At 70.7% G+C, this 21,159-nt stretch carries 22 protein-coding genes; 16 read left to right on the forward strand and 6 right to left on the reverse strand.

The genetic code is table 11. The annotated features are described in order from the left end of the window. Positions 1-7: 7 nt before the first annotated feature. Both ACWEN0_RS41055 and ACWEN0_RS41060 read right to left on the reverse strand, forming a co-directional pair. Entirely contained in the window at positions 8-1,033 is a 1,026-nt protein-coding gene (locus tag ACWEN0_RS41055) for a phosphotransferase family protein (protein WP_451985880.1), read from the reverse strand. Then, positions 1,030-2,217 (reverse strand): acyl-CoA dehydrogenase family protein, encoded by a 1,188-nt coding sequence (locus tag ACWEN0_RS41060; RefSeq protein ID WP_451985882.1) that lies wholly within the window; start codon positions 2,215-2,217, stop codon positions 1,030-1,032. Before ACWEN0_RS41060 ends, ACWEN0_RS41055 begins: the two co-directional genes overlap by 4 nt. Before the next feature lie 113 nt (positions 2,218-2,330). Between ACWEN0_RS41060 and ACWEN0_RS41065 the strand changes: the two genes are divergently transcribed. The 3 genes from ACWEN0_RS41065 (at position 2,331) to ACWEN0_RS41075 (ending at position 4,602) form a co-directional block, all read left to right on the forward strand. Then, a complete protein-coding gene (locus ACWEN0_RS41065) occupies positions 2,331-2,909 on the forward strand; it encodes a TetR family transcriptional regulator (protein ID WP_451985884.1) in 579 nt (192 codons plus the stop codon). 31 nt (positions 2,910-2,940) lie between these two features. After that, the gene (locus tag ACWEN0_RS41070; protein ID WP_451985886.1) at positions 2,941-3,642 is read left to right on the forward strand and encodes a nitroreductase family protein; all 702 of its coding nucleotides are present in this window, start codon (positions 2,941-2,943) and stop codon (positions 3,640-3,642) included. Positions 3,643-4,155: 513 nt separating this feature from the next. Continuing rightward, complete coding sequence (locus tag ACWEN0_RS41075) at positions 4,156-4,602, forward strand: hypothetical protein (protein ID WP_451985888.1); 447 nt, start codon at positions 4,156-4,158, stop codon at positions 4,600-4,602. A gap of 438 nt (positions 4,603-5,040) precedes the next feature. On the opposite strand, the gene ACWEN0_RS41080 is transcribed toward ACWEN0_RS41075, so the two are convergent. Then, complete coding sequence (locus ACWEN0_RS41080; RefSeq protein WP_451985890.1) at positions 5,041-5,712, reverse strand: TetR/AcrR family transcriptional regulator; 672 nt, start codon at positions 5,710-5,712, stop codon at positions 5,041-5,043. Positions 5,713-5,769: 57 nt separating this feature from the next. Here ACWEN0_RS41080 and ACWEN0_RS41085 point away from each other — a divergent pair, with 57 nt between their 5' ends. Then, entirely contained in the window at positions 5,770-6,750 is a 981-nt protein-coding gene (locus ACWEN0_RS41085) for an amidohydrolase family protein (protein ID WP_451985892.1), read from the forward strand. Between the two features lie 245 nt (positions 6,751-6,995). On the opposite strand, the gene ACWEN0_RS41090 is transcribed toward ACWEN0_RS41085, so the two are convergent. Beyond that, positions 6,996-7,295 carry a hypothetical protein gene (locus ACWEN0_RS41090; protein WP_451985894.1) on the reverse strand — a complete coding sequence of 100 codons (300 nt, stop codon included), beginning with the start codon at positions 7,293-7,295 and terminating at the stop codon, positions 6,996-6,998. A gap of 301 nt (positions 7,296-7,596) precedes the next feature. Beyond that, complete coding sequence (locus ACWEN0_RS41095; RefSeq protein WP_451985896.1) at positions 7,597-8,259, reverse strand: hypothetical protein; 663 nt, start codon at positions 8,257-8,259, stop codon at positions 7,597-7,599. 144 nt (positions 8,260-8,403) lie between these two features. On the opposite strand from ACWEN0_RS41095, the gene ACWEN0_RS41100 reads away from it, so the two are divergent. From ACWEN0_RS41100 to ACWEN0_RS41155, 12 genes are all read left to right on the forward strand, one after another. Continuing rightward, entirely contained in the window at positions 8,404-11,268 is a 2,865-nt protein-coding gene (locus ACWEN0_RS41100) for a BTAD domain-containing putative transcriptional regulator (RefSeq protein WP_451985898.1), read from the forward strand. Positions 11,269-11,345: 77 nt separating this feature from the next. Continuing rightward, positions 11,346-11,675, forward strand: coding sequence for a YbaB/EbfC family nucleoid-associated protein (locus tag ACWEN0_RS41105; RefSeq protein WP_451985900.1), 330 nt, complete (start codon positions 11,346-11,348; stop codon positions 11,673-11,675). 26 nt (positions 11,676-11,701) lie between these two features. After that, entirely contained in the window at positions 11,702-11,980 is a 279-nt protein-coding gene (locus tag ACWEN0_RS41110) for a YbaB/EbfC family nucleoid-associated protein (protein ID WP_451985902.1), read from the forward strand. Positions 11,981-11,996: 16 nt separating this feature from the next. Then, positions 11,997-12,350, forward strand: a complete 354-nt coding sequence (locus tag ACWEN0_RS41115) for a hypothetical protein (RefSeq protein WP_451985904.1) — start codon at positions 11,997-11,999, stop codon at positions 12,348-12,350. After that, positions 12,347-13,066: a hypothetical protein gene (locus tag ACWEN0_RS41120; RefSeq protein WP_451985906.1), complete on the forward strand. Its 720-nt coding sequence runs from the start codon at positions 12,347-12,349 to the stop codon at positions 13,064-13,066. Before ACWEN0_RS41115 ends, ACWEN0_RS41120 begins: the two co-directional genes overlap by 4 nt. Positions 13,067-13,613: 547 nt before the next feature. Then, positions 13,614-14,546: a hypothetical protein gene (locus tag ACWEN0_RS41125; protein WP_451985908.1), complete on the forward strand. Its 933-nt coding sequence runs from the start codon at positions 13,614-13,616 to the stop codon at positions 14,544-14,546. Positions 14,547-15,049: 503 nt separating this feature from the next. After that, on the forward strand, positions 15,050-16,441 hold the full coding sequence (locus ACWEN0_RS41130) for an MmgE/PrpD family protein (RefSeq protein WP_451985910.1): 1,392 nt from the start codon (positions 15,050-15,052) through the stop codon (positions 16,439-16,441). A 17-nt stretch (positions 16,442-16,458) separates the two neighbouring features. Next, a complete protein-coding gene (locus ACWEN0_RS41135; protein WP_451985912.1) occupies positions 16,459-17,331 on the forward strand; it encodes an isocitrate lyase/PEP mutase family protein in 873 nt (290 codons plus the stop codon). Positions 17,332-17,334: 3 nt separating this feature from the next. Beyond that, a complete protein-coding gene (locus ACWEN0_RS41140) occupies positions 17,335-18,582 on the forward strand; it encodes a 3-isopropylmalate dehydratase large subunit (RefSeq protein WP_451985914.1) in 1,248 nt (415 codons plus the stop codon). Further along, the gene (locus tag ACWEN0_RS41145) at positions 18,579-19,127 is read left to right on the forward strand and encodes a LeuD/DmdB family oxidoreductase small subunit (protein ID WP_451985916.1); all 549 of its coding nucleotides are present in this window, start codon (positions 18,579-18,581) and stop codon (positions 19,125-19,127) included. Before ACWEN0_RS41140 ends, ACWEN0_RS41145 begins: the two co-directional genes overlap by 4 nt. After that, positions 19,124-19,813, forward strand: a complete 690-nt coding sequence (locus ACWEN0_RS41150; RefSeq protein ID WP_451985918.1) for an MBL fold metallo-hydrolase — start codon at positions 19,124-19,126, stop codon at positions 19,811-19,813. Before ACWEN0_RS41145 ends, ACWEN0_RS41150 begins: the two co-directional genes overlap by 4 nt. A 33-nt stretch (positions 19,814-19,846) precedes the next feature. After that, positions 19,847-20,584, forward strand: coding sequence for an IclR family transcriptional regulator (locus ACWEN0_RS41155; protein WP_451985920.1), 738 nt, complete (start codon positions 19,847-19,849; stop codon positions 20,582-20,584). Positions 20,585-20,670: 86 nt separating this feature from the next. Here the strand turns inward: ACWEN0_RS41155 and ACWEN0_RS41160 are convergent, their stop codons facing one another. Beyond that, the gene (locus ACWEN0_RS41160) at positions 20,671-21,036 is read right to left on the reverse strand and encodes a hypothetical protein (protein ID WP_451985942.1); all 366 of its coding nucleotides are present in this window, start codon (positions 21,034-21,036) and stop codon (positions 20,671-20,673) included. Positions 21,037-21,159: the final 123 nt, after the last annotated feature.

Consider the following 21,159-nt stretch of genomic DNA (forward strand, 5'->3'; position numbering starts at 1 on the left):
CGCGCGGTCAGGACCAGGCCGGATCCGACAGCGCACCGATCCCGGCGGCCAGGAGGCGCGGTACGGCGTCGCCGACGCTGTCGAACCCGGTTCCCACCGTGAGCCCGCCGCGGTGCCGGGCGTGGATGCCTTCCGCGATCACCGCGGCCTTGAAGTAGCCCAGGCCCAGGTAGAACGCCATGTCGGGAAGCTCGCGCCCGGTCGTCTTCGCGTAGCGTTCGACAGTGGCGACGGCGTCGGGTAGCCGAGGGCTCGTCGATGCCGCCGCCCCGCCCAGCACGGGATCGAACGCGGGGTTCGAGTACGCGACGTGCAGCCCGAGATCGGCGAGCGGATCACCGATCGTCGCCATCTCCCAGTCGACCAGAGCCCTGACGACACCGGGATTCCCCTCGGCGAGGATCGCGTTGTCGATGCGGTAGTCGCCGTGCACGATCGAAGCCCCGCTCTCGGCCGGGCAACGGTCCTCGAGCCGGTGGTGCAGCGTGGCGAGGTCCGGCAGGTCCCTGGTCGCCACGTGCTGCCACTGATCCCGCCACCGGCGCAGCTGCCGGACGAGGTAGCCCTGTGGCCTGCCGAATTGCCCAAGCCCGACGTCGTCGACGTCGACGGCGTGGAGGCGGCCGAGAACGTCGATCAGCCCGGACGCACACCGCCGGATGTCCGCGTCCGCGAGTTCGTGCAGCTGGTCCTGCGACCGGATGACCGGCCCGGGCACGAACTCCACGATGGAGAAGGGGAATCCCAGTACGTCGGTGCTTTCTTCGAGCGCGACCGCCGCGGGCACGGGCACGCCGGTTCCGGACAGGGCCGCGACGACGCGGTACTCGCGGGCCACGTCGTGCGCGGACGGGGTCAGCCCGCCGAGCGGTGGGCGGCGCAGCACCCAGGAGCGGTCTCCGTCGGTGAGCCGGTAGGTCAGGTTGGACCGGCCGCCGTGGATCAGGGTCGCGGTGAGTTCGCCCGCCTCGGGGACCAGCCGCGCGAAATACCGCTGCAGGGCGGGCAGGTCGAGGTCCGCCGAGCCGGTCATCGGCCGGCTTCGCTGTGCCGCAGGGCCCGGCGGGCGATGGACCATCGGTGCGTTTCCGAAGATCCGTCGTAGATCCGGAAGGGGCGCACCTCGCGGAGGAACCGGCTCAGCAGGACGTCGCCGGACACGCCGAGCGCGCCGCAGATCTGCAGCGCCCGGTCGACGGTGCGCCACACGGCTTCCGCGGTGAAGGTCTTGGCGATCGAGGTCGCCTGGCTGCCCGACCGTCCTTGGTCGAGCTCCCAGCAGGCTCGCAGCACGAGTCCCCGGGCGGCGGCGATGTCGATCTCGCTGTCGGCGATCATCTGCTGGACCATGCCGAGATCGCCGAGCCGGGAACCGAAGAGGCGGCGTTCCCCGGCGCGCCGCAGCGCGATGTCCTGGGCCCGGCGGGCGATGCCGAGCCAGCGCATGCAGTGGGTCATCCGCGCCGGCCCGAGCCGCACCTGTGCGTAGCGGAACCCCTCGTCGACCTCGCCGAGAACCGCGTCGTCCGGCACGAAGCAGTCGTCGAACAGGACCTCCATGTGGCCGCCGTAAAGGCTTTCGTCGAGAGTTTCGATGTGCCGGACCAGCTTCATGCCGGAGTTGCCGGCGTCGACGAGGAACATCGTGGCGCCGTTCTGGTCGCCGGGGGAGCCCGACGTGCGGGCCATGCAGATGGCGAACCCCGCGCCGTCGGCGCCGGTGATGAACCACTTGCGGCCGCTGATCTTCCAGCCGCCTTCGGTCCTGGTCGCCGAGGTGGTCAGCGCCGCGGGATCCGAGCCCGCACCCGGTGCGGGCTCGGTCATCGCGAAACACGAGCGGATATCGCCGGCCGCGAGCGGAGCGAGGTAGCACTGCTTCTGCTCGGGGGTCGCGATGCGTTCGAGCAGGTGCATGTTGCCCTCGTCGGGCGCCGCGATGTTCAGCGCCAGCGGGCCGAGCAAGGAGTACCCGGCTTCTTCGAACACGACCGCCCGCGATCGCATGTCGAGCCCGTGCCCGCCGTAGTCCTCGCCCACGTGGGGTGCGAAGACCGCGGCGTCCTTGGCCGCCCGCTGGAGTTCCAGCCGGGTGGACTCGCTGCGCACGACCCCGCCGTCGCGCTCCTCGATCGGGATGACGACGTCGCGCACCAGCGCCGCGGTGCGCTCGGCGAGGGCCGCGACGGCCGGCTCGGGGGTGAGGTCAACGGCCATCAGGACTCCAGGGGCTAATAGTCATTAGCCTGATGGAACTGTTTACTTCCAGATATGTCAAGTATGATGTGACCGAGCTGGGCTACAAGCCGCTAGTTTCTCGAGGGGGTGCCGTGGCCGACGGCATGACGGCGCGTCAGGCGGAGATTCGCGAAGCGGCGCTGGAGTTGTTCACGCGACTCGGGTACGAAGCGACGACGATGGCCGACATCGGAGCGCGGGTGGGCATCCGCGGCCCGAGTCTCTACAAGCACGTCGGGTCCAAACAGGAGCTGCTGGCGGGCATCATGGCCGGGACGATGGACGCGCTGCTGGCGGAGCACGCGCGGGCGACGGCCGGGATCACCGATGTCGGCGCGAGCCTGCGCCGGGCGGTCGAGGCCCATGTGCGGTACCACGCGCGGCACCGTCTCGAAGCCTTCGTCGGCAACCGCGAGCTGCGCAGCTTGGAAGAGCCGCACCGGAGCGGGATCCTCGCGCGCCGGTCGGCCTACGAGTCGGCGTTCCGGCGCCTGGTCGAGGCCGGCGTGACGGCCGGCCGGTTCCACGTGCGGTCGGTGAAGCTGGCTTCGTACGCGCTGCTCGACCTGGGGATGGGCGTGGCGACCTGGTACCGCGAAGACGGTGAGCTCACCGAAAACGAAGTGGTCTGGGAGTACGTCGAGTTCGCGTCACGGCTGGTCGGTGCTTGACATTCCCACCAAACTGAGTTTGGTTCAGTTCATGGACGCCGACGAGATGCTGGCCACCACCCGCGCCGTGCGCAAGCGGCTCGACCCGGGCCGCGACGTCCCCGAGAGCCTCATCCGCGAGTGTGTCGCCCTCGCTCTTCAGGCGCCGGCCGGGTCCAACCTGCCCCGGACGAGGTTCGTGGTGATCCGCGATCCGGGCCGGCGGGCGGCGGTGGCGGAGATCTATTCCGAGATCTACCTCGGCTCCTACCGTGCTTCGGCCGGCTACATCGGCCGGGTCGAGGTGACGGGCGACGAGGCCGCCGGCGCACAACAGCGAACGGCACGGTCGGCGGACGCCCTGGAGCGGGCGTTGCACGAAGTCGGAACGATCGTGATCGCGTGCCTCGACGGCGTGCGGCTGGACGGCAGTTCCGCGTTCACCAGCGCGTCGATGCTCGGCGGTGTGCTGCCGGCGACGTGGAGCTTCATGCTCGCCGCCCGGGCGCGCGGGCTCGGAACCTGCTGGACGACGATGCACCTGGCCCGGGAGAAGGACGTCGCCGACGTGCTGGGCATTCCGCACGAGCGGGTCCAGCAAGTCTGCCTGACCCCGCTCGCGTTCACCCGGGGGGAGAAGTTCGGTCCCGCCAAGCGGCCGGAAGCGGATGAGGTCATCCACTGGGACGGCTGGGACACCGCCAAGCTCACCGCGCCTCCGCTCGGCGGCATCGCCGCGTCGCCTGCTTCCTGACCGGTGGTCCCTCCACGCCGTGATTTCGGCGCGTTGTGGTCCGTGGCCCGGGCTGACGGATCCACGGCTACTCACGCCGGGCGTACACCGAAGCCCTGCCTGATGAGAAAGCCTGGACCGCGACCGGACTTCGCCACCGTCTTGCGGGGGCCGGCACAAGCGGATCACACCCCACCGCACCGCAGTCCTGGGCGCCGGAAATCAGTTACCAGTCATCCGGCTCCACCGAGGCGCCGCGGCGCACCGAATCGGCCGGGCAGCGGATAGTGCAGGTGGCAGGTGTCATGAACGCGCCGATCGTCGCGCGGTCGGGCCGCGGGGCAAGATCGCCAGCCCACGAGGGTCAGGTCGGGCGGACAGGTGTGCTGATCGAGCCTGTCCGCTATCGCAGAGGCGACCCGTCGGGACGGGACGAAGCGGCGGACGTCGGGGATGACCGCGACGTATGATCACGAGAAGGACGAAGCGCCACGACGAGGTCGCAGCACTGGCGGGCGGGTAGAGGGGGGCAGAGTGTTCGGTCGGAAGAGGAAGGTCAACGGTCTGAACGATCTGATGGCGCAGCTCAGGCCCGACCTGACTCGGGAATCGCTCGGCGTCGGGCCCGAATTCCCAGGCGTCACCCCGAACCCGTTCCTGAGCCGCGACGCAGGCAAGCGGAACGCGGAACTGCGTACCGGGGAGCTTGCGCTCGGCGTTCTCGTCGATTGGCGGGAGATCAACAGCAATCCGCGCGTGCTCCTGATGTTCGACGTGGAGACCTCCGACGGCAGCACGTTCCGAGGTATCGCAGACGAAGACCTCACGCTCACCGAGCTCACCCGACTCGTCCCGGGACAGACGTTGCCCGTGCGCTACCGACCGGCCGTCATGGACCACTACGTCGCTCTTGCCCGGGACGCAGACCCGGCCCGTGTCCGGCAGCTCGCCGACGAGAACGCGAGCCGCAAGCAGACCTGACTCGAGGCCATTGGCCGCATGCGGCCCGCGTGCTCAGCACGGCGTCGAACTGGTCTCCGTAGAACTCGCTCGTGTTCTCCGATCACGACCGCGTCGAACGGACCGTTCGGCTGTTTCGCGGCCGCGCTCAGCTGGGCTGTGGCCGGGCGTTCGCGCCAGGGCGGGCGGCGTGAGCGTCCGTCGTCGAAGTAGTCCGCCACGATCACGCCGCGCCCGTGGTATCTGCTCGGCGCGGGGAGACTGTGCGTGTCATGGTGTCGAGGGCGGACCGCGGTCGCCCTGCACCGATGACGAGGTCGGGTCGACCTGCACCCGAATGGCCGCATTGCCGCCCGTATCACCCATGTTGGGCTGTAAGTGGTCGCCCTTTGTCCGCGGATAGCCGCCGGCCGAACTCCTCCGGGTGTCACGAGGCCCGGGTGCGGCGCCGGCCGGCGGTCAGGACGGTGGCATGGCGGCGGCCAGCACCCGCAGGGCCAGATCGAGTGCGTCGGACAGCCGCCGGATGGAGCGCGAGGCCTGCATGAAGACGAATCCGCCCTGGACGATGGTGAGGATGTTCTCGGCAAGGGCGGTGGGATCCGTGGCGGGCAGCAGGTGCCCGTTCTCCCGCATGCGGCTCAAGCCGCGTGCCAGGTACCCGGTCCACTCGTGGAACCCGGCGTCGATGAGGCGGCGTGCTTCGGGATCTTCCTCGGCGAGCTGAGCGGTCAGTGACCCGAGCGGGCACCCGCCCCTCGCGCCGCGCTCGGTGTGCACCGCAAGGAGCCGGTCCTTCCAAGCGAGCCAGGACTCCCACGTGTCCAGTTCTTCGAGCGGCGGCTGCTGGTCCTCGAGCGCCTGCCGGGCCTGCCGTTCGACGACTGCCTGCAGGAGCTGCGCGCGTCCGCCGGGGAAGTAGTGGAAGACCTGCCCGTGGCTGGTCGAGGTGGCCTCGCGGATGTCGTTGATCCCCACCTGATCGATACCACGCTCGTACAGCAGCGCCGCCGCGGCGTCGATGATCCGTGCCCGGGTGGCCGCGCCCTTCGACGTCCACGCCCCTGTCTCCATGGTGCTTCCTTCTTCGTCGTCGATGACTTGCCGCCAACTTTGGAGTTGCTTCTCCATTCTACCGGGGCGTAGTTTGGAGAGAGCGCTCCAGAAAGGCGCGGAAGGAGAGACCTCATGACGAAGATCGACGTCCACACCCACTTCCTCCCGGACTCCTACGTCGAGACGCTCAAGCGCCACGGCATCAACTGGACCGGCGGCGTCGGGATGAGTGCCTGGACCCCGGAGAAGCATCTGGCGTTCATGGACGAGTGGAGGATCGAAGTCGGGGTGCTGTCCTGCCTGGCCGAGACGGGGATGTACTTCGGCGACCAGCAGGAAGCGAACGAGCTGGCGCGCAACGTCAACGACTACGGCGCGCAGATCGTCCGCGCGCACCCCACGCGCTTCGGCATCTTCGGCGCCCTGCCGTTGCCGAGCGTCGACGCCGCCCTGGCCGAGGTCGACCACATCTACGACGAGCTCGGTCTCGACGGCGTCTACCTCGTGTCCAATGTGGCGGGTACCTACGTGGGCGACCCGGCGTGGGAACCGCTGTACGCCGAACTCGACCGCCGTCACGCGACCGTGCTCGTGCATCCCGTCGAGCCGCGGGAGACCCCGGACCTGCCGTGGCAGCACTGGATCGGCGAGTACGTCTTCGACACGACACGGGTGTTCATGACCCTGGTCTTCAACGGGGTGCTCGACCGCTATCCGGGGATCAACTGGATCATGTCCCACGGAGGCGGGACCGTGCCGTACATCAGTGGCCGGCTCGCGACGGCGCCGCGGGTCAACGAGCAGTACCGCGCGGCCGGGAAGCGTCCGATGTCGGAGTACCTGCGTTCGGTCTACTACGACATCGCCGTGGCCGATGCCCCAGTCATGGTGAACACCATGGTCGATGCCGTCGGGGCCGACCGGATGCTGTTCGGTACGGACTGGCCGTACTCGCACGATGTGTTCGACATCCCGGAGCCCGGCGAGCACGACCCGGTCAAGCTTCTGGGCGTCGAACTCGGCGCCCGGGTCGGGCGGTCCACGGCCTTGCGGCTGCTGCCGGGCGTCAGCCGTCGGCTGGGGCACGCCGACAACCCCGCCGCCGTCGCCTGATCCGGGGACTGGCCGCCTGAGGCATGCCGCCCAGCGCAGGGCAGTCGCGCTACCCGTGCTGAGCGCGCGCGTCCGTCACTGGTGCGACGGGCTCTTGTGCCGGCCCTTCCGCCGCGTACGCGTCTCCGCCGAGATCAGCGCAGGCGGCCCAGCGTCACGTCAGGTCTGGTCGCGTCGTTGGAGTCCATCCTCGCCATCGAGGTGTCGCCGGCGGTGGATTCCCCGTGCCCGTACGGGGATGGCAGTCACGCGAACATCTGCATGCCGCCGAAGAACAGCACCAGAAGCGCCCCGATTCCGAAGCCTGTCAAGAGCGCGCCGCCCAGGCCGGGGCGAATCCGGACGCCCCCGTAAGCCAGGCCCAGCATGAACATCATCCAGGCGCCGACGAAGGCGAGGTGCGTCATCATGGTGGTGCTGAGGTCGAAAGCGGCTTTCGCGCCACCGGCGACGATCAGGGCAAAGACGATCGAGATTCCCGCGCGGGTCCACCGGTTCTTGGCAACGCTGCCGGTCGAGGCCGGGTGTGACTGACTGCGGGTCATGGTGTCCTCCTCGTCGGATCACTCCAGTCTCACACGCACCGCGACCGGTGATCCTTACCGTGCGGTTACCGGTGTTCGGGAATCCGGGTCACGACGACTCGCGCGGGCCGGCGTCTGCGGGCAAATACCGGTCAGGGGAAGTCACGAGGGGAGCGGCCGATGCGAGTTCGACGGCATTCGGCGCAAAAGCCGGTCCATCGAGAGCCTGGCCGCCGTACGGGTTGTAGGTCCATTTTGTACTGCACGGGCTCCACTGCCGGTCGCTCCATCTCCATCACGGGGCCGGGGCCGGCGTGGCGAGTCAGGGCTGCCAGGTGAGTGGCGCGCTGCCGTAGTCGGTGTTGGGGGCGACGCTGGTGTACTCACTGTTGTCATAGCCGGCGCCGCTGACCGGGGTCGTGCCGGGAGCGAGCACCAGGACGCAGGTTTGGTAGCCCGCGCCGGTTGTGGTGAAGTCCCGACCGGCGCCCGCGTTGTCGCATTTGTCGAAATGGGTGAACACCGCCACCTCCTGGGCGTCGGAACCGTCGGGGAGGAGGCCGCGCACCGGCGGGGCGGAGGTGTAGGCGAAGTTGCCGCCGGAGTCGTCCGTCACGGTGACCCGCAGGTAGTACGGCGTCAGGTCGTTCGCCTTGTCGCCGAGTTCGAGCGGCGCGAGGTCGGAGGGTGCGCCCTTGTCGATCCCCGTCACCGCGAGGCCGAGGGTGCCGGTGACGTTTTCGGACTTGAAAGGCACATCGGCCTTTTGCCCGAAATGGAACTTGGCGCCCGGCTGTGCGTAACCGACGGAGGCGGTGCTGCCGGTCGTGGCCGGCGCCGCGGTGCTCGACGTGGGGACCGGTGCGGTCGACGGGGGAAGCGGCTGCGGTGCGGGGGTCGCGGCCCCCTGGGTGGTGCTGGAGCAGGCGGTCAGCAACAGCAAGCCCGCTGCGGCCGCGGTGTAGGACTGCATCCGGCGAGACATGGCGGAACTCCTCGGGTTCGTACGGCTGGGTGCTTGGTCCGGAAGCTTGCCGGTGGCCGGTATCCGGCTGTTTCCTTTTCGGTAACCCCGCACGCCCGGGCGCTTTAGAATCACTTTCGGCGGGCTGAGTCACGGGGGGATGAAATGGCGGCCGATGCGGCGATGGCGTTCCGGGTGCTCGGCCCGGTCGAGGTCCGGCGGGCCGGGGTGCCGGTGCCCCTGCCCGAGGGGCAGGTGGCCCAGCTCCTCGGGGTCCTGCTGGTCAACGCGAACCGGCTGGTGCCGGTCGACACCCTGATGGCGGTGCTGTGGCCGGACGAAGCTCCGGCGACCGGGCGCAAGATGGTGCAGGTCCGGCTGTCGCGGCTCCGGGCGCTGCTGGCGGGCACCCCGGCCGCGATCATCGGCGGCCGCGCCGGGTACCGGCTCGACGTCCGGGCGGACGCGGTCGACGTGGCCGAGTTCCGCGCCCGCGTCGCCGCCGCGCGCAGCGCACCGCCCGCGGACGCGCTCGGCCTGCTCGGCTCGGCGCTGGACCTGTGGCGCGAACCGCCGTCCGGCCGGTTCGGCGAAACCCTTGCCGGGCAACGGATTGCGGCTTCGCTCGAAGGCGAACGACTGGCGGCCGTCGAGGCGCACGTCGACGCCGCGGTGGCCGCGGGGCGCCCGCAGGACGCGATCGACCGGGCGGTGGACACCCTGGCCGCGCATCCCTTGCGGGAAAGCTTGCGCGCCCGGGTGATGTCGGCCCTGTCCGCCGCGGGGCGGCAGGCCGAGGCACTGGCGGTGTTCGACGAGGGCCGGCGGCTCCTGGCCGACGAGCTGGGCGTCGACCCGGGTGCGGAGTTGTGCGCCGCGCACGCCGCCGTGCTCGCCGGGACTCCGCCGGAGCCGCTCGCGCCCGCCGTTCCCCGGCAGCTGCCCGCACCGCTGACCCGGTTTGTCGGCCGCGAAGCGGAGATCGCGGCGCTGACGACGATCGCGCACCCGGCGGCCGACGAGCCCGCGACGGTGGTCGTGCACGGCCCCGGCGGGCAGGGCAAGTCCGCGCTCGTCGTCCGCGTCGCACACCGGCTGGCCGGAGAATTCCCGGACGGGCAGCTCTACGCGGACCTGCTCGGCGGGACCGCGGGCGCCGTGCCGCCGACCGCGGCGGACGTGCTGCGCCGCTTCCTGCGGGCGCTGGGCCTGCCGCTGCCCGCGATCCCGGACGATCCGGCCGAGGCGGCCGCGGTCTACCGGTCGGCGCTGGCCGGGCGCCGCGTCCTGGTCGTGCTGGACAACGCGGTCGACAGCGGGCAGGTCCGGCCCCTGCTGCCGGCCACCCCGGGTGCCGCCGCGCTGGTGACCAGCCGGCGGCTGCTGGCCACCGTGGAGGCCCGCCACGTCGCGCTGGAGCCGCTGCCCGAGGAGAACGCCGTCGACCTGCTGGCCCGCTACTCCGGCCGTCCGGTCGACGACATCCGGGACGGCGACAAGGAAAGCGTGGCCGCGATCGCCCGGGCGTGCGACCACCAGCCGCTGGCGCTGCGCATCGCCGCGGCGCGGCTGGCCAGCCGTCCCGACTGGACCCCGGCGACGCTCGCCGCGCGGCTGGCCGACGAACGGCATCGCCTCGACGAGCTGCACTTCGACGATCTCGCCGTGCGCTCGAGCGTGGAACTGGGCTACCGGGACCTCGATCCGCCGACCGCCCGCGCGTTCCGCCTGCTGGGCCTGCTCCACCTGCCGTGGCTGGGCGGGCCGGTGGTGGCGGCGCTGCTGGGCACCGACGCGGCCGGCGCCGACGACGCCCTGGACCGGCTGGTGCGCGCCACGCTTCTCGACGTGCCGGAGCCCGGTCGTTACCAGCTGCACGACCTCGTCCGGTTGTTCGCCGCCGAACAGGCCGCCCGCGAGGAATCGCCGGCCGCGCGGGCGGCGGCGCTGAGGGCCGCGTACGAGCACTACCGGACGCGGCTGGCCGCGGTGCACGCCCGGCTGCGCCCCCACGCGTACTCCGCGCTGACGGACCGGGAAGAGCCGAGCGGGGAGTTCGCCGACATCGCCGCCTGCGTCCAGTGGATGGACGACGAAACCGACAACCTCATCGCCGCGGCGCGCTCGGCCGCCGATGCACCCGAGTTCGCCCCGTACGCCCTGGACATCACCGAACGCCTCTATTCGTACCTGTGGAAGCAGGACGCGCGCGCCGACCTGCTCGAAGTGGGCCGCATCGCGACCGCGGCCGCCCGCCACGTCGGCACCGACCAGGCGACGGAGCGGGCGACCGGCATCCGCGCCGCGGCCCACCGCCGGGTGGGCCGGCTCGACCAGGCGCACGCCGAATTCCTCGCCGTGGTCGAGAGCCGGCGCCGGCGCGGCGACCTGTTCGGCGAAGGCCGCGGTCTGACGAACGTCGGCATCGTGCTGAAGGAGCTCGGCCGGCTGGACGAGGCGGTGGCCTGCCTGGCGGACTCGATCGAGCTCGTCGAACGGCACGGCCCGGCCGGCGCGTCCCGGGTCGCGCTGTGCTGCATGGCGGAGGTCCACCTGCAAGCCGGCCGCTACGCCGAGGCAAGCCGCTACGCGGGGCAGAGCCTGGCGCGCTCCCGGGCCCACGACGACGTCACCGGAGCGGCGTACGGCCTGGCGGTGCTCGGCCAGGCCCAGTACGGCCTCGGTGACCTGGCGGCGGCCGAGAACGCGCTCGGCGAGTGCATCGCGGTCTGCCTGCAAGCGCACGAGCGAAGCGACGAATGGGAAGCGCGCCTGTCGCGTGCCCAGGTGCGGCTGCGGCGGGGAAACCCGGACGGCGCCGCCGAAGACGCCCGCCGCGCCTTGGAAATCCTCGGCGACCACGGCGACGCCTACGGCCGCGGCGCGGCGCATCGCCAGCTCGCCAGGGCCCTGCGCCTGCTCGGTTCGCCGGCGGCCGGGACCCACCACCACACGGCCGCCGCGCTGCTCGGCGCGTCGGCGACCGTTCCCAACGCCACCTTGGAAACCCTCCTGGGCCGGGCGCCGTAAGCCGAACGGGAAGCTGTTGCGCGGAAAGAACCGTGCGAGAACCGGCGAGATACCGGCGTGGCCCAGGCTGTTGCCTCATGACCGGAGAAACCGACGGAACGGACGTGCGTGCCCGGTACCGGGCACGCGCCATCGAGCTGGGGGCGCTGCTGGCCCAGGCCCGGTATACCGGGCGTGCCGACGAGGCGGGCGTGACCGCGGTGGTGGACGGGCGCGGCGCGCTCCTGGACGTGCGCATCTCGGCGGACGCGGCGCGGGGACCGAAACCGCAGCTGATCGGCCCGGGCGTGGTCGAGGCGGTCGGGCGAGCCCGCGCGGTCGCCGCCGAGCACGCCGCCGGGCTGGTCGCCCGGACCGAGCCGGCCGCGGACGTGTTCGCCGGCCTGCACGACGAGGAGGCGTGGTGAATCCGTACGACCGGTTGTACGCGCGGGTGGCCGAGCTGGAGAACGGGTTGGCGCGCAGCCGCGCCACGATCGCCGGTTTCGCCGATGTCCGGCTCACCACGCCGATCGGCCGGGACCTGGGCACGGTCGTCATGTCCGGCGAAAGCCGGTTGCTGGCCGTGGATCTCGACCCGGCCGCGGTGCGTTACACCACCGCCGCCGCGCTCGGCGAGGCCGTGCTCGCGGCCATCCGGCAGGCCGAAAAGGACAGCAAGGATCATCGGGCCGAAGCACTCGCACGGGCGCGGGGAAACACGTTCATCTGACCGAAGGGAGCAGCGCATGCACGAGGCGCCGGGTGGCGGATTCGAGGTCACCGCCAATCAGCTGGAGAACGCGGCGGTCGCGTTCGAGGACGCGGCGGCCGACTGGGGACGGTTGCACATCGACATGTCGGGCTGGGCCCTGGCGGACGACGCGCTGGGCTTCCTCGGCCGGCAGGCGGGCGTGGTCCAGGAGTACAACGCCGCGCTGTCAGTGGTTCAGGGCAAGACCGCGAACGGCGTGGCCAGCCTGCGCCAGGCCGCCGACGAACTGCTCCACTCGGCCCGGAAGTACACCGCGGCGGAAAGCTCGATGCAGGAGGAACTCACCCGGGTGGGAACCACGATTCCCGAGGGGCGGGGACGGAGATGACCAGCGGCCCGCAGCCGTCGGCGCTCGTCCGGCAGCCATACCCGGTGGACAACGACAAGCTCGTCCGGAACTGGGCACAGATGTGGTTCATCGGCAACGACGACGCGGTCAGCACGCTCGACCGGATTCGCGACGAAATGTTCGGCAACGCGGATCAGGTCTACGCCCTGGCCGAACAGTGGGTGGCCAACCCGGTGATGTCCGCGGACAAGCAGAGCATCACCACCGCGACGGTCAACCTCGCCGGTTACTGGCAGGGACCGGCCGCGGAATCGTTCAACACCTGGGTCGGCTCGAACGGCGGAGGCGTGTTGTCGGTGTTCGAGAGCAACGGCTCGGCCATGACCGACATCGGCACCACCCTGGGCAACTGCGCGGCGGCGGTGTACGAAACCTATGGCAACGCCATCAACGCGATCGGCCAGTGCGCCGGCGCGCTCGCCGGGATCGCGACCGACCTGATGCTGACCCCCGTGCCGATCATCGGCGAGATCGCCGACGCCGACGCGGTCGACAAGGTGTCCAGCGCGCTGGACACGTTCGTGACCGCGGTGGCCGGTTTCGTCGCGGACGCGGTGAAGCAGATCGGCGTGTACAAGGCGCAGGGCGTGACGGTGACCGCCGCCGCCAACAACGGCTTCACCGCGGTGCCCCCGCCCGGCACCCTGCTCGGTGATCCGGACAAGTGGTGGAGGGAACCACAGCAGCAGCAATGACGCCCCCCGGACCACGCCACCCGTCGGCTGCGGTCTGGGTGTCAACGGCCCTTGCTGAGGCTTGGGCTCGCGTGGCGATCCGGGGAGCACGTGCCGGATCACCAGGCGGCTTCGAGTGTTCAGCCGAGGGAATTCCGGCCACGGTGGCGGCGTCGGGCGATCATCGCCGCAGCGCCGGGACACCGGCGGCGCTGTCGGCGGAGAAACCGGTGCCGTGGAACCCGTTGACGCGCCGTCCGCGGCCAGCACCATTCGTCGTTCTGCTGGACCTGCTGGCTGTAGTTCAGGTGCGTCAGCGTCAGGCTGTTAGGCACGGAGCGCCGTGACCGTTCACCGTCGCCGCACCGGCGGCCGGGCTCAGCGCCATTCCCATCAATTTTCCTGCCGAGAGCAACGGCCACGTCATGCCTGGTCAGGGCGCGTGTTCGGGTGATTTTCGCATGCCGATGTCATGGCAGGAGTTATGCCGCCGATCCGGCTGTCCTTCTCGGCTCTCTCCGTTCGTCCACTAGGTGAATGACCAGAGGCACGAGGAGGGACTCGGATCATGCGACTCCACACGATGGCCATCGTCGCGGCCGTGGCCGGCGTCGTCATCAGTACGACCGCCGCCACCGCCTGTGATGTGACGGTGTCCAACCCCCACGTAGTGGCGCACCTCGACGAGGGCGCCGGGCAGACGCCGGAAGCCGTCGAGGTCGAACCCGACGGCTCGGCGGACATCTCGTTCTCGGCTGCCGGCGAGGTCGCCCGGGTGACGCTCGGCGGCCAGGTCCAGGTGCTGGACCGGCTCCCGCGCACGGGCAACTGCCCGGTGGCCGGCGCCCCCAGCAGCATGGGGCTCGCGCGCTCGTCGGACGGCGTGCTCTACGTGCTCGACTGCACCGGTGACGCGAACACCGGCGTCTGGCGGATCAGCCGCGGCCGGGCGCCCGTCCAGCTCGCCGCGCTGCCGCCGAGCGGGTTCCCGAACGGCATGGTCCTCGATCAGCTCCGCGGGCAGTTGTACATCGCCGACTCCACGCTGGCGACCGTGTGGCGCGTCCCGATCGGCGGCGGAACGCCCGTGGCCTGGGCGACCGACCCGGCGCTGGCGAGAACCTCGTTCCTGGGCGCTAACGGCATCAGCCTGCACGGTGGCGCCGTGTGGGTCGGCAACACCGACCACGGCACGATCCTGAGGATCCCGGTGCGGCCCGGCGGCGGTGCCGGAGCCGTGCAGACCGTCGCAAGCGGGCTGGGTGCCGTCGACAGCTTCACCTTCGTGCCCGGCACCGACCTCGTGCTGATGGCGCTGCCCCTCGCTGATCAGGTCGTTCTCGTGCACCCGGACGGCCGGGTCCGCACGCTGCTGACCGCCGCCGACGGCCTTTCCGGTCCGACCGCGGTCAAAGTGCGGAACGGCACCCTGTACGTGTGCGACGGGGCGGTGCTCAGTCACCTCGACCCGAACCTGCTCGTCGCGCACATCGACTACTGACGCCTGTGCCCGGCTGTGGACGCGGGGAACAGGTCCCGGGAGGATCAGTTCGCCGGATCCGGCACGCGTGACTCCGCTTTCTGTCCCGAGGGGATTGCCGCCGTTGAATGACCTCCATGCGGCGGATGGTCCGCGGCTGTCGATCGCGCTGATGGACGGGGGGAGGGCGGCCGCCTGCTGGTCACGCTGATCCGGACCTCGGTGGTGATCCGCCGGCGTCATGCCCCGCAAACCCGACGTCGCGCTCCCGGCTCCGGTGCGCCGCGGCTGCGGAGCGCTGGCGGGCAGCCGCCTGTCGCTGACCCGTCCAAGACGGCCGAGTCGGCCGGCGACTTCCGCGTGGGCCGTCCGGCTCGGAGGACGACGTCTTCGTCATCTACTGTCATTGGTTTCACTATGTGAATCCCAAGAACCACAATGTGACAAAAATGGCCTCACGAGCATTGACCGTGGTGAGCGCCGGTGACTATCTTCGATAGATAATGGAATCGAGGAGTCATATAGTGAAACCAACGGCCGCCTTGGCGGAGTGGGTGCGGGCTCTGCGGGCCGAGGATGTCCCCGAGCGGGTACGCGCCCGCGCGAAGCACCTGCTGCTCGACGGGTTCGGGGCCGCGCTCGTCGGTGCCCGGCTGCCGTGGTCCCGCGTCGCGACCGATGCCGTGCTGGCCTTCGAAGGCCGCGGTGACTCGGTTGTCGTCGGCACCGGCAAGACCACTGCCGCACCCGCCGCCGTACTGCTGAACAGCACCTTCATCCAGGGCTTCGAGCTCGACGACTTCCACCCGATCGCGCCGCTGCACAGCACCTCGTTGATCATCCCGGCGATCCTCGCCACCGCGCAGAGCGGCCAGGTCGTGACCGGGATCGACGCGGTGACCGCCGCGGTCGCGGGGTTCGAGGTCGGCCCGCGCGTCGGCCGCGCGCTGCACGGCGCCCAGATGCTCTCGCGCGGCTGGCACTCCGGGCCGGTCTTCGGTACGCACGCCACGGCCATGACCACGGGCAAGCTGTGCGGCCTGACCGCGGCCGAGCTGGAGGACGCGCTCGGCATGGCGGGTACGCAGTCCGGAGGGCTGATGGCCGCGCAGTACGAGGCCATGTCCAAGCGCATGCAGCACGGGTTCGCCGCGCGCAACGGCTACTACGCCGCGCACCTCGCCGCCGGCGGTTACACCGGGATCAAGGCGGTTTTCGAGCGGGAGTACGGCGGCTTCCTCGCCGTGTTCGGCGAAGGCCACGACCCGGTCCCGGCAGAGATCACCGCGGAACTCGGGCAGCGCTGGGACACCGAGCTCATCATGGTCAAGTCGTTCGCCGCGATGGGCGGGCTGCACGGCGCCATCGAGGCCGCGCTGAAGCTCCGCGCGGACCACGGCGTCGACCCGGCGGAGGTCGCGGAGATCGAGGTCGCCGTCGGCCACACCGTGTACCACCACGGCTGGTGGGAGCCCGAGCGCCCGCTGACGCCGATCGGCGCGCAGATGAACATCGGCTACGCCGTCGCCGCCGCGCTGTGCGATGGGCAGGTGCTGCCCCCGCAGTTCACGGCCGAGCGGCTCGACGCCGACGACATCTGGGCCCTGGTCGCCAAGACCCGGGTGCGGCACGAGACGGCGTTCGACGATCCGGCCAGGCGCGGCGCCACCGACCTGCGCCTGACGCTGACCGACGGCACCGTCCTCGAGCGGCACGTCGCGATGCCGCACGGCTCGCCGTTCGACCCGGTCACCGCCGAGGAGATCGTCGCGAAGTTCCACCACCTCACCGAGCGCGCGGTCGAACCCGCGCGACGCACCGCCATCGAGGCCGCTGTGCTGGGCCTCGACGAAGCCGCCGATCTCACCGAGCTGCTCGACCTCCTCGCGGCGCCTGTCCAGAGCGTCCTCGACTGATCCCGATTGCGAGAACCATGACCACGGCACGTAAAGCCCTGCGCCGCAGGCTCGATTCCGGGGAGCTGATCGTGGCACCCGGGGTGTACGACGGGATCTCCGCACACCTGGTGGCCCGTCTCGGGTTCGCGGCCGGGTACCTGACGGGTGCGGGTGTCGCGGCGTCCGGCTTCGGGCTGCCTGACATCGGTCTCGTCACCCAGACCGAGATGACCGAACGCGCCCGGATGGTCGCGCGCGTGCTCGGCGACATTCCGCTGATCGCCGACGCCGACACCGGTTATGGCGCCGAGCTGAACGTCGTGCGCACGGTCCGGGAGTACGAAGCCGCCGGCGTCGCCGCGATCCAGCTGGAGGACCAGGCGTTCCCGAAGAAGTGCGGGCACCTGCCGGACAAGGAGCTGATCCCGGCCGGGGACTTCACCCGCCGGCTCGGCGCGGCACTCGACGCCCGCACGGACCCCGACCTCGTGCTCGTCGCGCGCACCGACGCCCGAGGTCCGCTCGGCATCGACGCCGCGATCGAACGCGCCAACGCCTACGCGGCCGCGGGCGCGGACGTCATCTTCGTCGAAGCGCCGCAGGGGGAAGACGAGATCGAACGCATCGCCCGCGAGGTCGAGGCGCCGCTGCTGCTCAACCTCGTGATCGGCGGCCTGACCCCCGTGCAATCCTCGGAACGCCTGCGGGAACTGGGTTTCGCGATCGCGATCCACCCGTCGGTCGCCCTCGGGGCCGCGGCTTTCGCGATGCTCCACAGCCTCGCAGACTTGGCGGGTGAAGATCCGAAGACGCTGATTCCCGGAAAACCTGCGGAATTCTTCAACCTCGTCGGCCTCGCCGAGTGGTCCGAGATCGGCGACCGCCACCGCGTCGCGGAAGGAGCCTGAACCATGGGCATGACGATGATCGAGAAACTGCTCGCCCGCAAAGCCGGGCTGACGCAGGTGAAAGCGGGCGACACGGTCACCGTGGACGTCGACATGTGCGTCCTGATCGACCTGCAGTTCGCCACGCTGTGGCTTCCCCCGTCGCGGATCCACGACCCGGACAAGGTCGCCGTGGTCATGGACCACGCCGTTCCCGCGCCGTCGCTGAAGGACGCCGAGGGCGGTCCTCGTGCCCGGAAGTTCGCCCGCGACTTCGGGATCGAGCGGTTCTACGACGTCGGCCGGCACGGCATCTGCCACCAGGTGATCGCGGAGAACGGCCTCGCCCGCCCCGGCGAAGTGCTCGCGTGCACCGACTCGCACACGTGCGCGGCCGGCGCGTACAACACCGCCGCGCGCGGCCTCGGCCCGGCCGAGGTGTACTCGATCATGTGCACCGGCAAGACCTGGTTCCAGGTCGCACCGACCATCCGCTACGAGCTCACCGGCGGCAAACCCGACGCCGTCAGCGGCAAGGACATCTTCCTCTACGTCGCCGACAGGTACGGCGACGCCACCAACATGAACCTCGAGTACGGCGGCCCCGGGCTCGCGAGCGTCCCGATGAACGACCGCCGCACCCTCGCCACCCAAGGCGCCGAGGTCTCCGCCGACTTCAGCACCTTCGGCGTCGACGACGTGCTGCGCGAGTTCCTCGCCGAGCGCGGGGTCGCGGGCTACCAGGCCGCCGACGCCGACCCGGATGCCGAGTACGTCGCCGTGCGTGAGGTGAACCTGTCGGAGCTGGAGCCCTACGTCGCGCGGCCGGGGACGGTCAGCCACAACGGCGTCCCGGTGTCGGGCATCGAGAACCGCCGGATCGACCAGGCGTTCATCGGCTCGTGCGCCAACGGCCAGCTCGAAGACCTGCGCGTCGCCGCGGAAATCCTGCGCGGCCGGACCGTCGCGCCCGGCGTGCGGCTGCTGGTCACGCCCGCGTCGCAGCAGGTGTACCGCGACGCGATGCGGCTGGGCTACCTGCAGGACATCGCCGATGCCGGGGGCGTGGTCACCAACTCCACGTGCGGCGCCTGCTTCGGCTACCACATGGGTGTCGTCGGCCCGGGCGAAGTGTGCCTGACGTCCTCGACCCGCAACTTCACCGGCCGCATGGGCAGCACCGAGGCCGAGATCTACATGGCCTCGCCCGCGACCGTTGCCGCGTCCGCGATCGCGGGCGTCATCTCCGACCCGAGGAAGGTGACCGCGTGAGCACTGTTTCCGGCCGCGTCTGGGTGTTCGGCGACTCGCTGAACACCGACGCGATGTACCCCGCCTTCGCGATGAAGATGGACATCCCCGAAGCGTCGCAGCACGTCTTCTACGACGTCCGCCCGGAGTGGACGAAGCAGGTGCGGGCCGGCGACGTCGTGGTCGCGGGCCGCAACTTCGGCGTCGGGTCGTCGCGGCCGGTCGCCGCACTGTTCCGCCACCTCGGTGTGGCCGCGCTCGTCGCCGAGGAGTTCAACTCGCTGTTCCTGCGCAACGCGGTCAACGCGGGCCTGCCCGCGATCACCGTCCCCGGCGTGACGGAGGCGTTCGAGGACGGCGACACCGGCCGGTTCGACTTCGCCGGTGGACACTGGGCGAACGAGACGAAGGGCACCAAGGGCGACTTCGCGCCCCTGCCCGAGCTGGTGCGGGAAATCCTGGCCAGCGGCGGGGTGCTGCCGCGCCTGGCCGAGCAGGGGTACCTGCCCATCGAACTGCTGGACGTGCTCAAGGCCGGCGCGATCCCGACGGAGGCAGGCGCATGAGCATCGAGCGGTTAGCCGAAGGAGTCTGGCGGATCCCGACCACGGCCCGCGACAACGCGTTCCTCGTCGAAGGCGATGGCGGCTACACGCTCGTCGACGTCGGCTGGGCCAAGGCACCGGCGGCGATCCTCACCGCGTTTGAGGAACTCGGCCGCAGGCCGCACGACATCCGGCGCGTCGTACTGACCCACGCCCACCCGGATCACGTCCAGGGCGCGGCCGAACTGCGCGAACGCACCGGCGCCGAGCTGCTGATCCACGCCGCGGACGCCGAGTGGCTCGAGGCCGGCCGGGTGCCGCCTTCCGGGCGGCAGGGCACGCTGGGCAAGCTGATCGACAAGCTGCCCAAGCTGCACTGGCGTCCGTTCACCGCGGACCGCACGCTGGCCGACGGCGAGGTCGTCGACGGCCTGGAAGTGATCCACACCCCGGGCCACAGCCCCGGCCACATCGTGCTGCGGCACGAGGTGACGCGGACGCTGTTCGTCGGCGACGCCGTGTTCCATCGCGGTGCGGAGCCGGCGCAGGGACCAGCCGCGCTCTCGGCCGACGCCGCGGCGCGCGACGCGAGTCTGCGCCGGTTGCCGACCGACGTGGCGGCGGTCGGGTTCGCGCACGGCAGCCCGCTGTCGGGTGCGGGGGTCGAGACCTACCAGCGCTGGGTCGCGGCCACGGCTCCGGCATAATCCGGACCGCGACTTACCAAAAGGGAGCAGTGGGTGGAGGACGAAACGCCGGGGCACACCGAAGGCGGGGAGACCGCGCGCCGGGCACTGCGGCTGATCGACGCCGTGGTCACCGCCGGCGAGCCGATCGGCCTCAACGACCTGGTGGACCGGATCGGGCTCTCCAAGAGCACCTGCTACCGCCTGCTGCGCGTGCTGCAAGAGGAGCGGTACCTCGACCGGGGCGAGGCCGGCGGCTACACCGTCGGCAGCCGCCTGGTCGGGGTCGCCGCCGCGGTGCTCCCGCAAGCGGCGCTGTACCAGGCAGCACGCCCGGTGCTGCGCGCGCTCGCCGACAGCGCCGGCGAGACCGCGACCCTGCACGTCCGCAGTGGCCATCACGCGGTCCTCGTGCTGGGCGCGGAAAGCACAGCCCAGGTCCTGCGCCGCGCGGCGACGATCGGTGAAACCACACCACTCACCCGTGGCGCGGCGGGCCGGGCGATCCTCGGAAGCCTCTCCGCGGCCGAGGCCGCTTCGGCCACGGCCCACCTCACCGACGCGACGAGTGTCCTGAGCGGATTGGACGAAATCCGTCAGGACGGCTTCGTGCTGTCGTTCGGTGCCAACCACCCGGGCGTGGCCGGCATCGCGGCTCCGGTCACCGGTGGCGCCCACGGCATGTCCGTCGCGGTGGCCGGCCCCGCGGAACGCTGGACCGAGCAACGGATGCGCGATTTCGCCCCGAAACTGGTGGCCGCATGCGAACAACTGGCCGGGCTCTTCACCTGAGCCGCGAGAACAGTGGCCGTTCGGGACAGTTCGCACCGCACCACGCCCTGGAGCACGCGGGCACAAGCGAACGTGTGCGCAGCTTGCTACACCTGCAGATCACCTTCGATGCGTCTGAGCTCGTGGCGGGCCAGCGCGAGATTGGCCCGTTCCCGGTTCAGTACCAGGTACAGGAACAACGAATTCCTCGAGGAGTTCAGCAACCGGATCAGGTGGTACTGGCGGTGCAGCGTGATCAGGAAGTCCTCGATGGTCTCGTTGAGCGACAGCGACGACATGACCCGCAGTTTCGACCGCACGACCTCGGTGTTGCCGGCGGCGGCGACTTCCAGGTTCAGCCAGTCGCCACCCCCGCTGGTGCCGAGCGACATCCCGCTCTCGTAGTCGACCAGTGCGACGCCGACGGCGCCGGTGATCATCATGGCTTCTTTCAGCGCGGTCTCGATGCTCATCATGATGATTTCTTCCCTTCCTTCAATTTGCGAAGTCCGATGCTCTCCGGCACTCCATGAATTAATCAATCATTTCAGGATCACTTTCGGAGTCCGACTTTACTGGCGTCATTGGTTAGGGAC

The sequence above is a fragment of the Amycolatopsis sp. NPDC004378 genome, assembly GCF_053602455.1.

What these genes read in the sequence shown, in the direction of transcription:
- ACWEN0_RS41115 (WP_451985904.1), top strand. Translation starts at nt 11,997, where the DNA reads ATGCACGAGGCGCCGGGTGGCGGATTCGAGGTCACCGCCAATCAGCTG.
- ACWEN0_RS41120 (WP_451985906.1), top strand. Translation starts at nt 12,347, where the DNA reads ATGACCAGCGGCCCGCAGCCGTCGGCGCTCGTCCGGCAGCCATACCCG.
- ACWEN0_RS41070 (WP_451985886.1), top strand. Translation starts at nt 2,941, where the DNA reads ATGGACGCCGACGAGATGCTGGCCACCACCCGCGCCGTGCGCAAGCGG.
- ACWEN0_RS41080 (WP_451985890.1), bottom strand. Translation starts at nt 5,712, where the DNA reads ATGGAGAAGCAACTCCAAAGTTGGCGGCAAGTCATCGACGACGAAGAA.
- ACWEN0_RS41150 (WP_451985918.1), top strand. Translation starts at nt 19,124, where the DNA reads ATGAGCATCGAGCGGTTAGCCGAAGGAGTCTGGCGGATCCCGACCACG.
- ACWEN0_RS41055 (WP_451985880.1), bottom strand. Translation starts at nt 1,033, where the DNA reads ATGACCGGCTCGGCGGACCTCGACCTGCCCGCCCTGCAGCGGTATTTC.
- ACWEN0_RS41125 (WP_451985908.1), top strand. Translation starts at nt 13,614, where the DNA reads ATGCGACTCCACACGATGGCCATCGTCGCGGCCGTGGCCGGCGTCGTC.
- ACWEN0_RS41100 (WP_451985898.1), top strand. Translation starts at nt 8,404, where the DNA reads ATGGCGGCCGATGCGGCGATGGCGTTCCGGGTGCTCGGCCCGGTCGAG.
- ACWEN0_RS41085 (WP_451985892.1), top strand. Translation starts at nt 5,770, where the DNA reads ATGACGAAGATCGACGTCCACACCCACTTCCTCCCGGACTCCTACGTC.
- ACWEN0_RS41060 (WP_451985882.1), bottom strand. Translation starts at nt 2,217, where the DNA reads ATGGCCGTTGACCTCACCCCCGAGCCGGCCGTCGCGGCCCTCGCCGAG.
- ACWEN0_RS41160 (WP_451985942.1), bottom strand. Translation starts at nt 21,036, where the DNA reads ATGAGCATCGAGACCGCGCTGAAAGAAGCCATGATGATCACCGGCGCC.
- ACWEN0_RS41140 (WP_451985914.1), top strand. Translation starts at nt 17,335, where the DNA reads ATGGGCATGACGATGATCGAGAAACTGCTCGCCCGCAAAGCCGGGCTG.
- ACWEN0_RS41095 (WP_451985896.1), bottom strand. Translation starts at nt 8,259, where the DNA reads ATGTCTCGCCGGATGCAGTCCTACACCGCGGCCGCAGCGGGCTTGCTG.
- ACWEN0_RS41105 (WP_451985900.1), top strand. Translation starts at nt 11,346, where the DNA reads ATGACCGGAGAAACCGACGGAACGGACGTGCGTGCCCGGTACCGGGCA.
- ACWEN0_RS41135 (WP_451985912.1), top strand. Translation starts at nt 16,459, where the DNA reads ATGACCACGGCACGTAAAGCCCTGCGCCGCAGGCTCGATTCCGGGGAG.
- ACWEN0_RS41090 (WP_451985894.1), bottom strand. Translation starts at nt 7,295, where the DNA reads ATGACCCGCAGTCAGTCACACCCGGCCTCGACCGGCAGCGTTGCCAAG.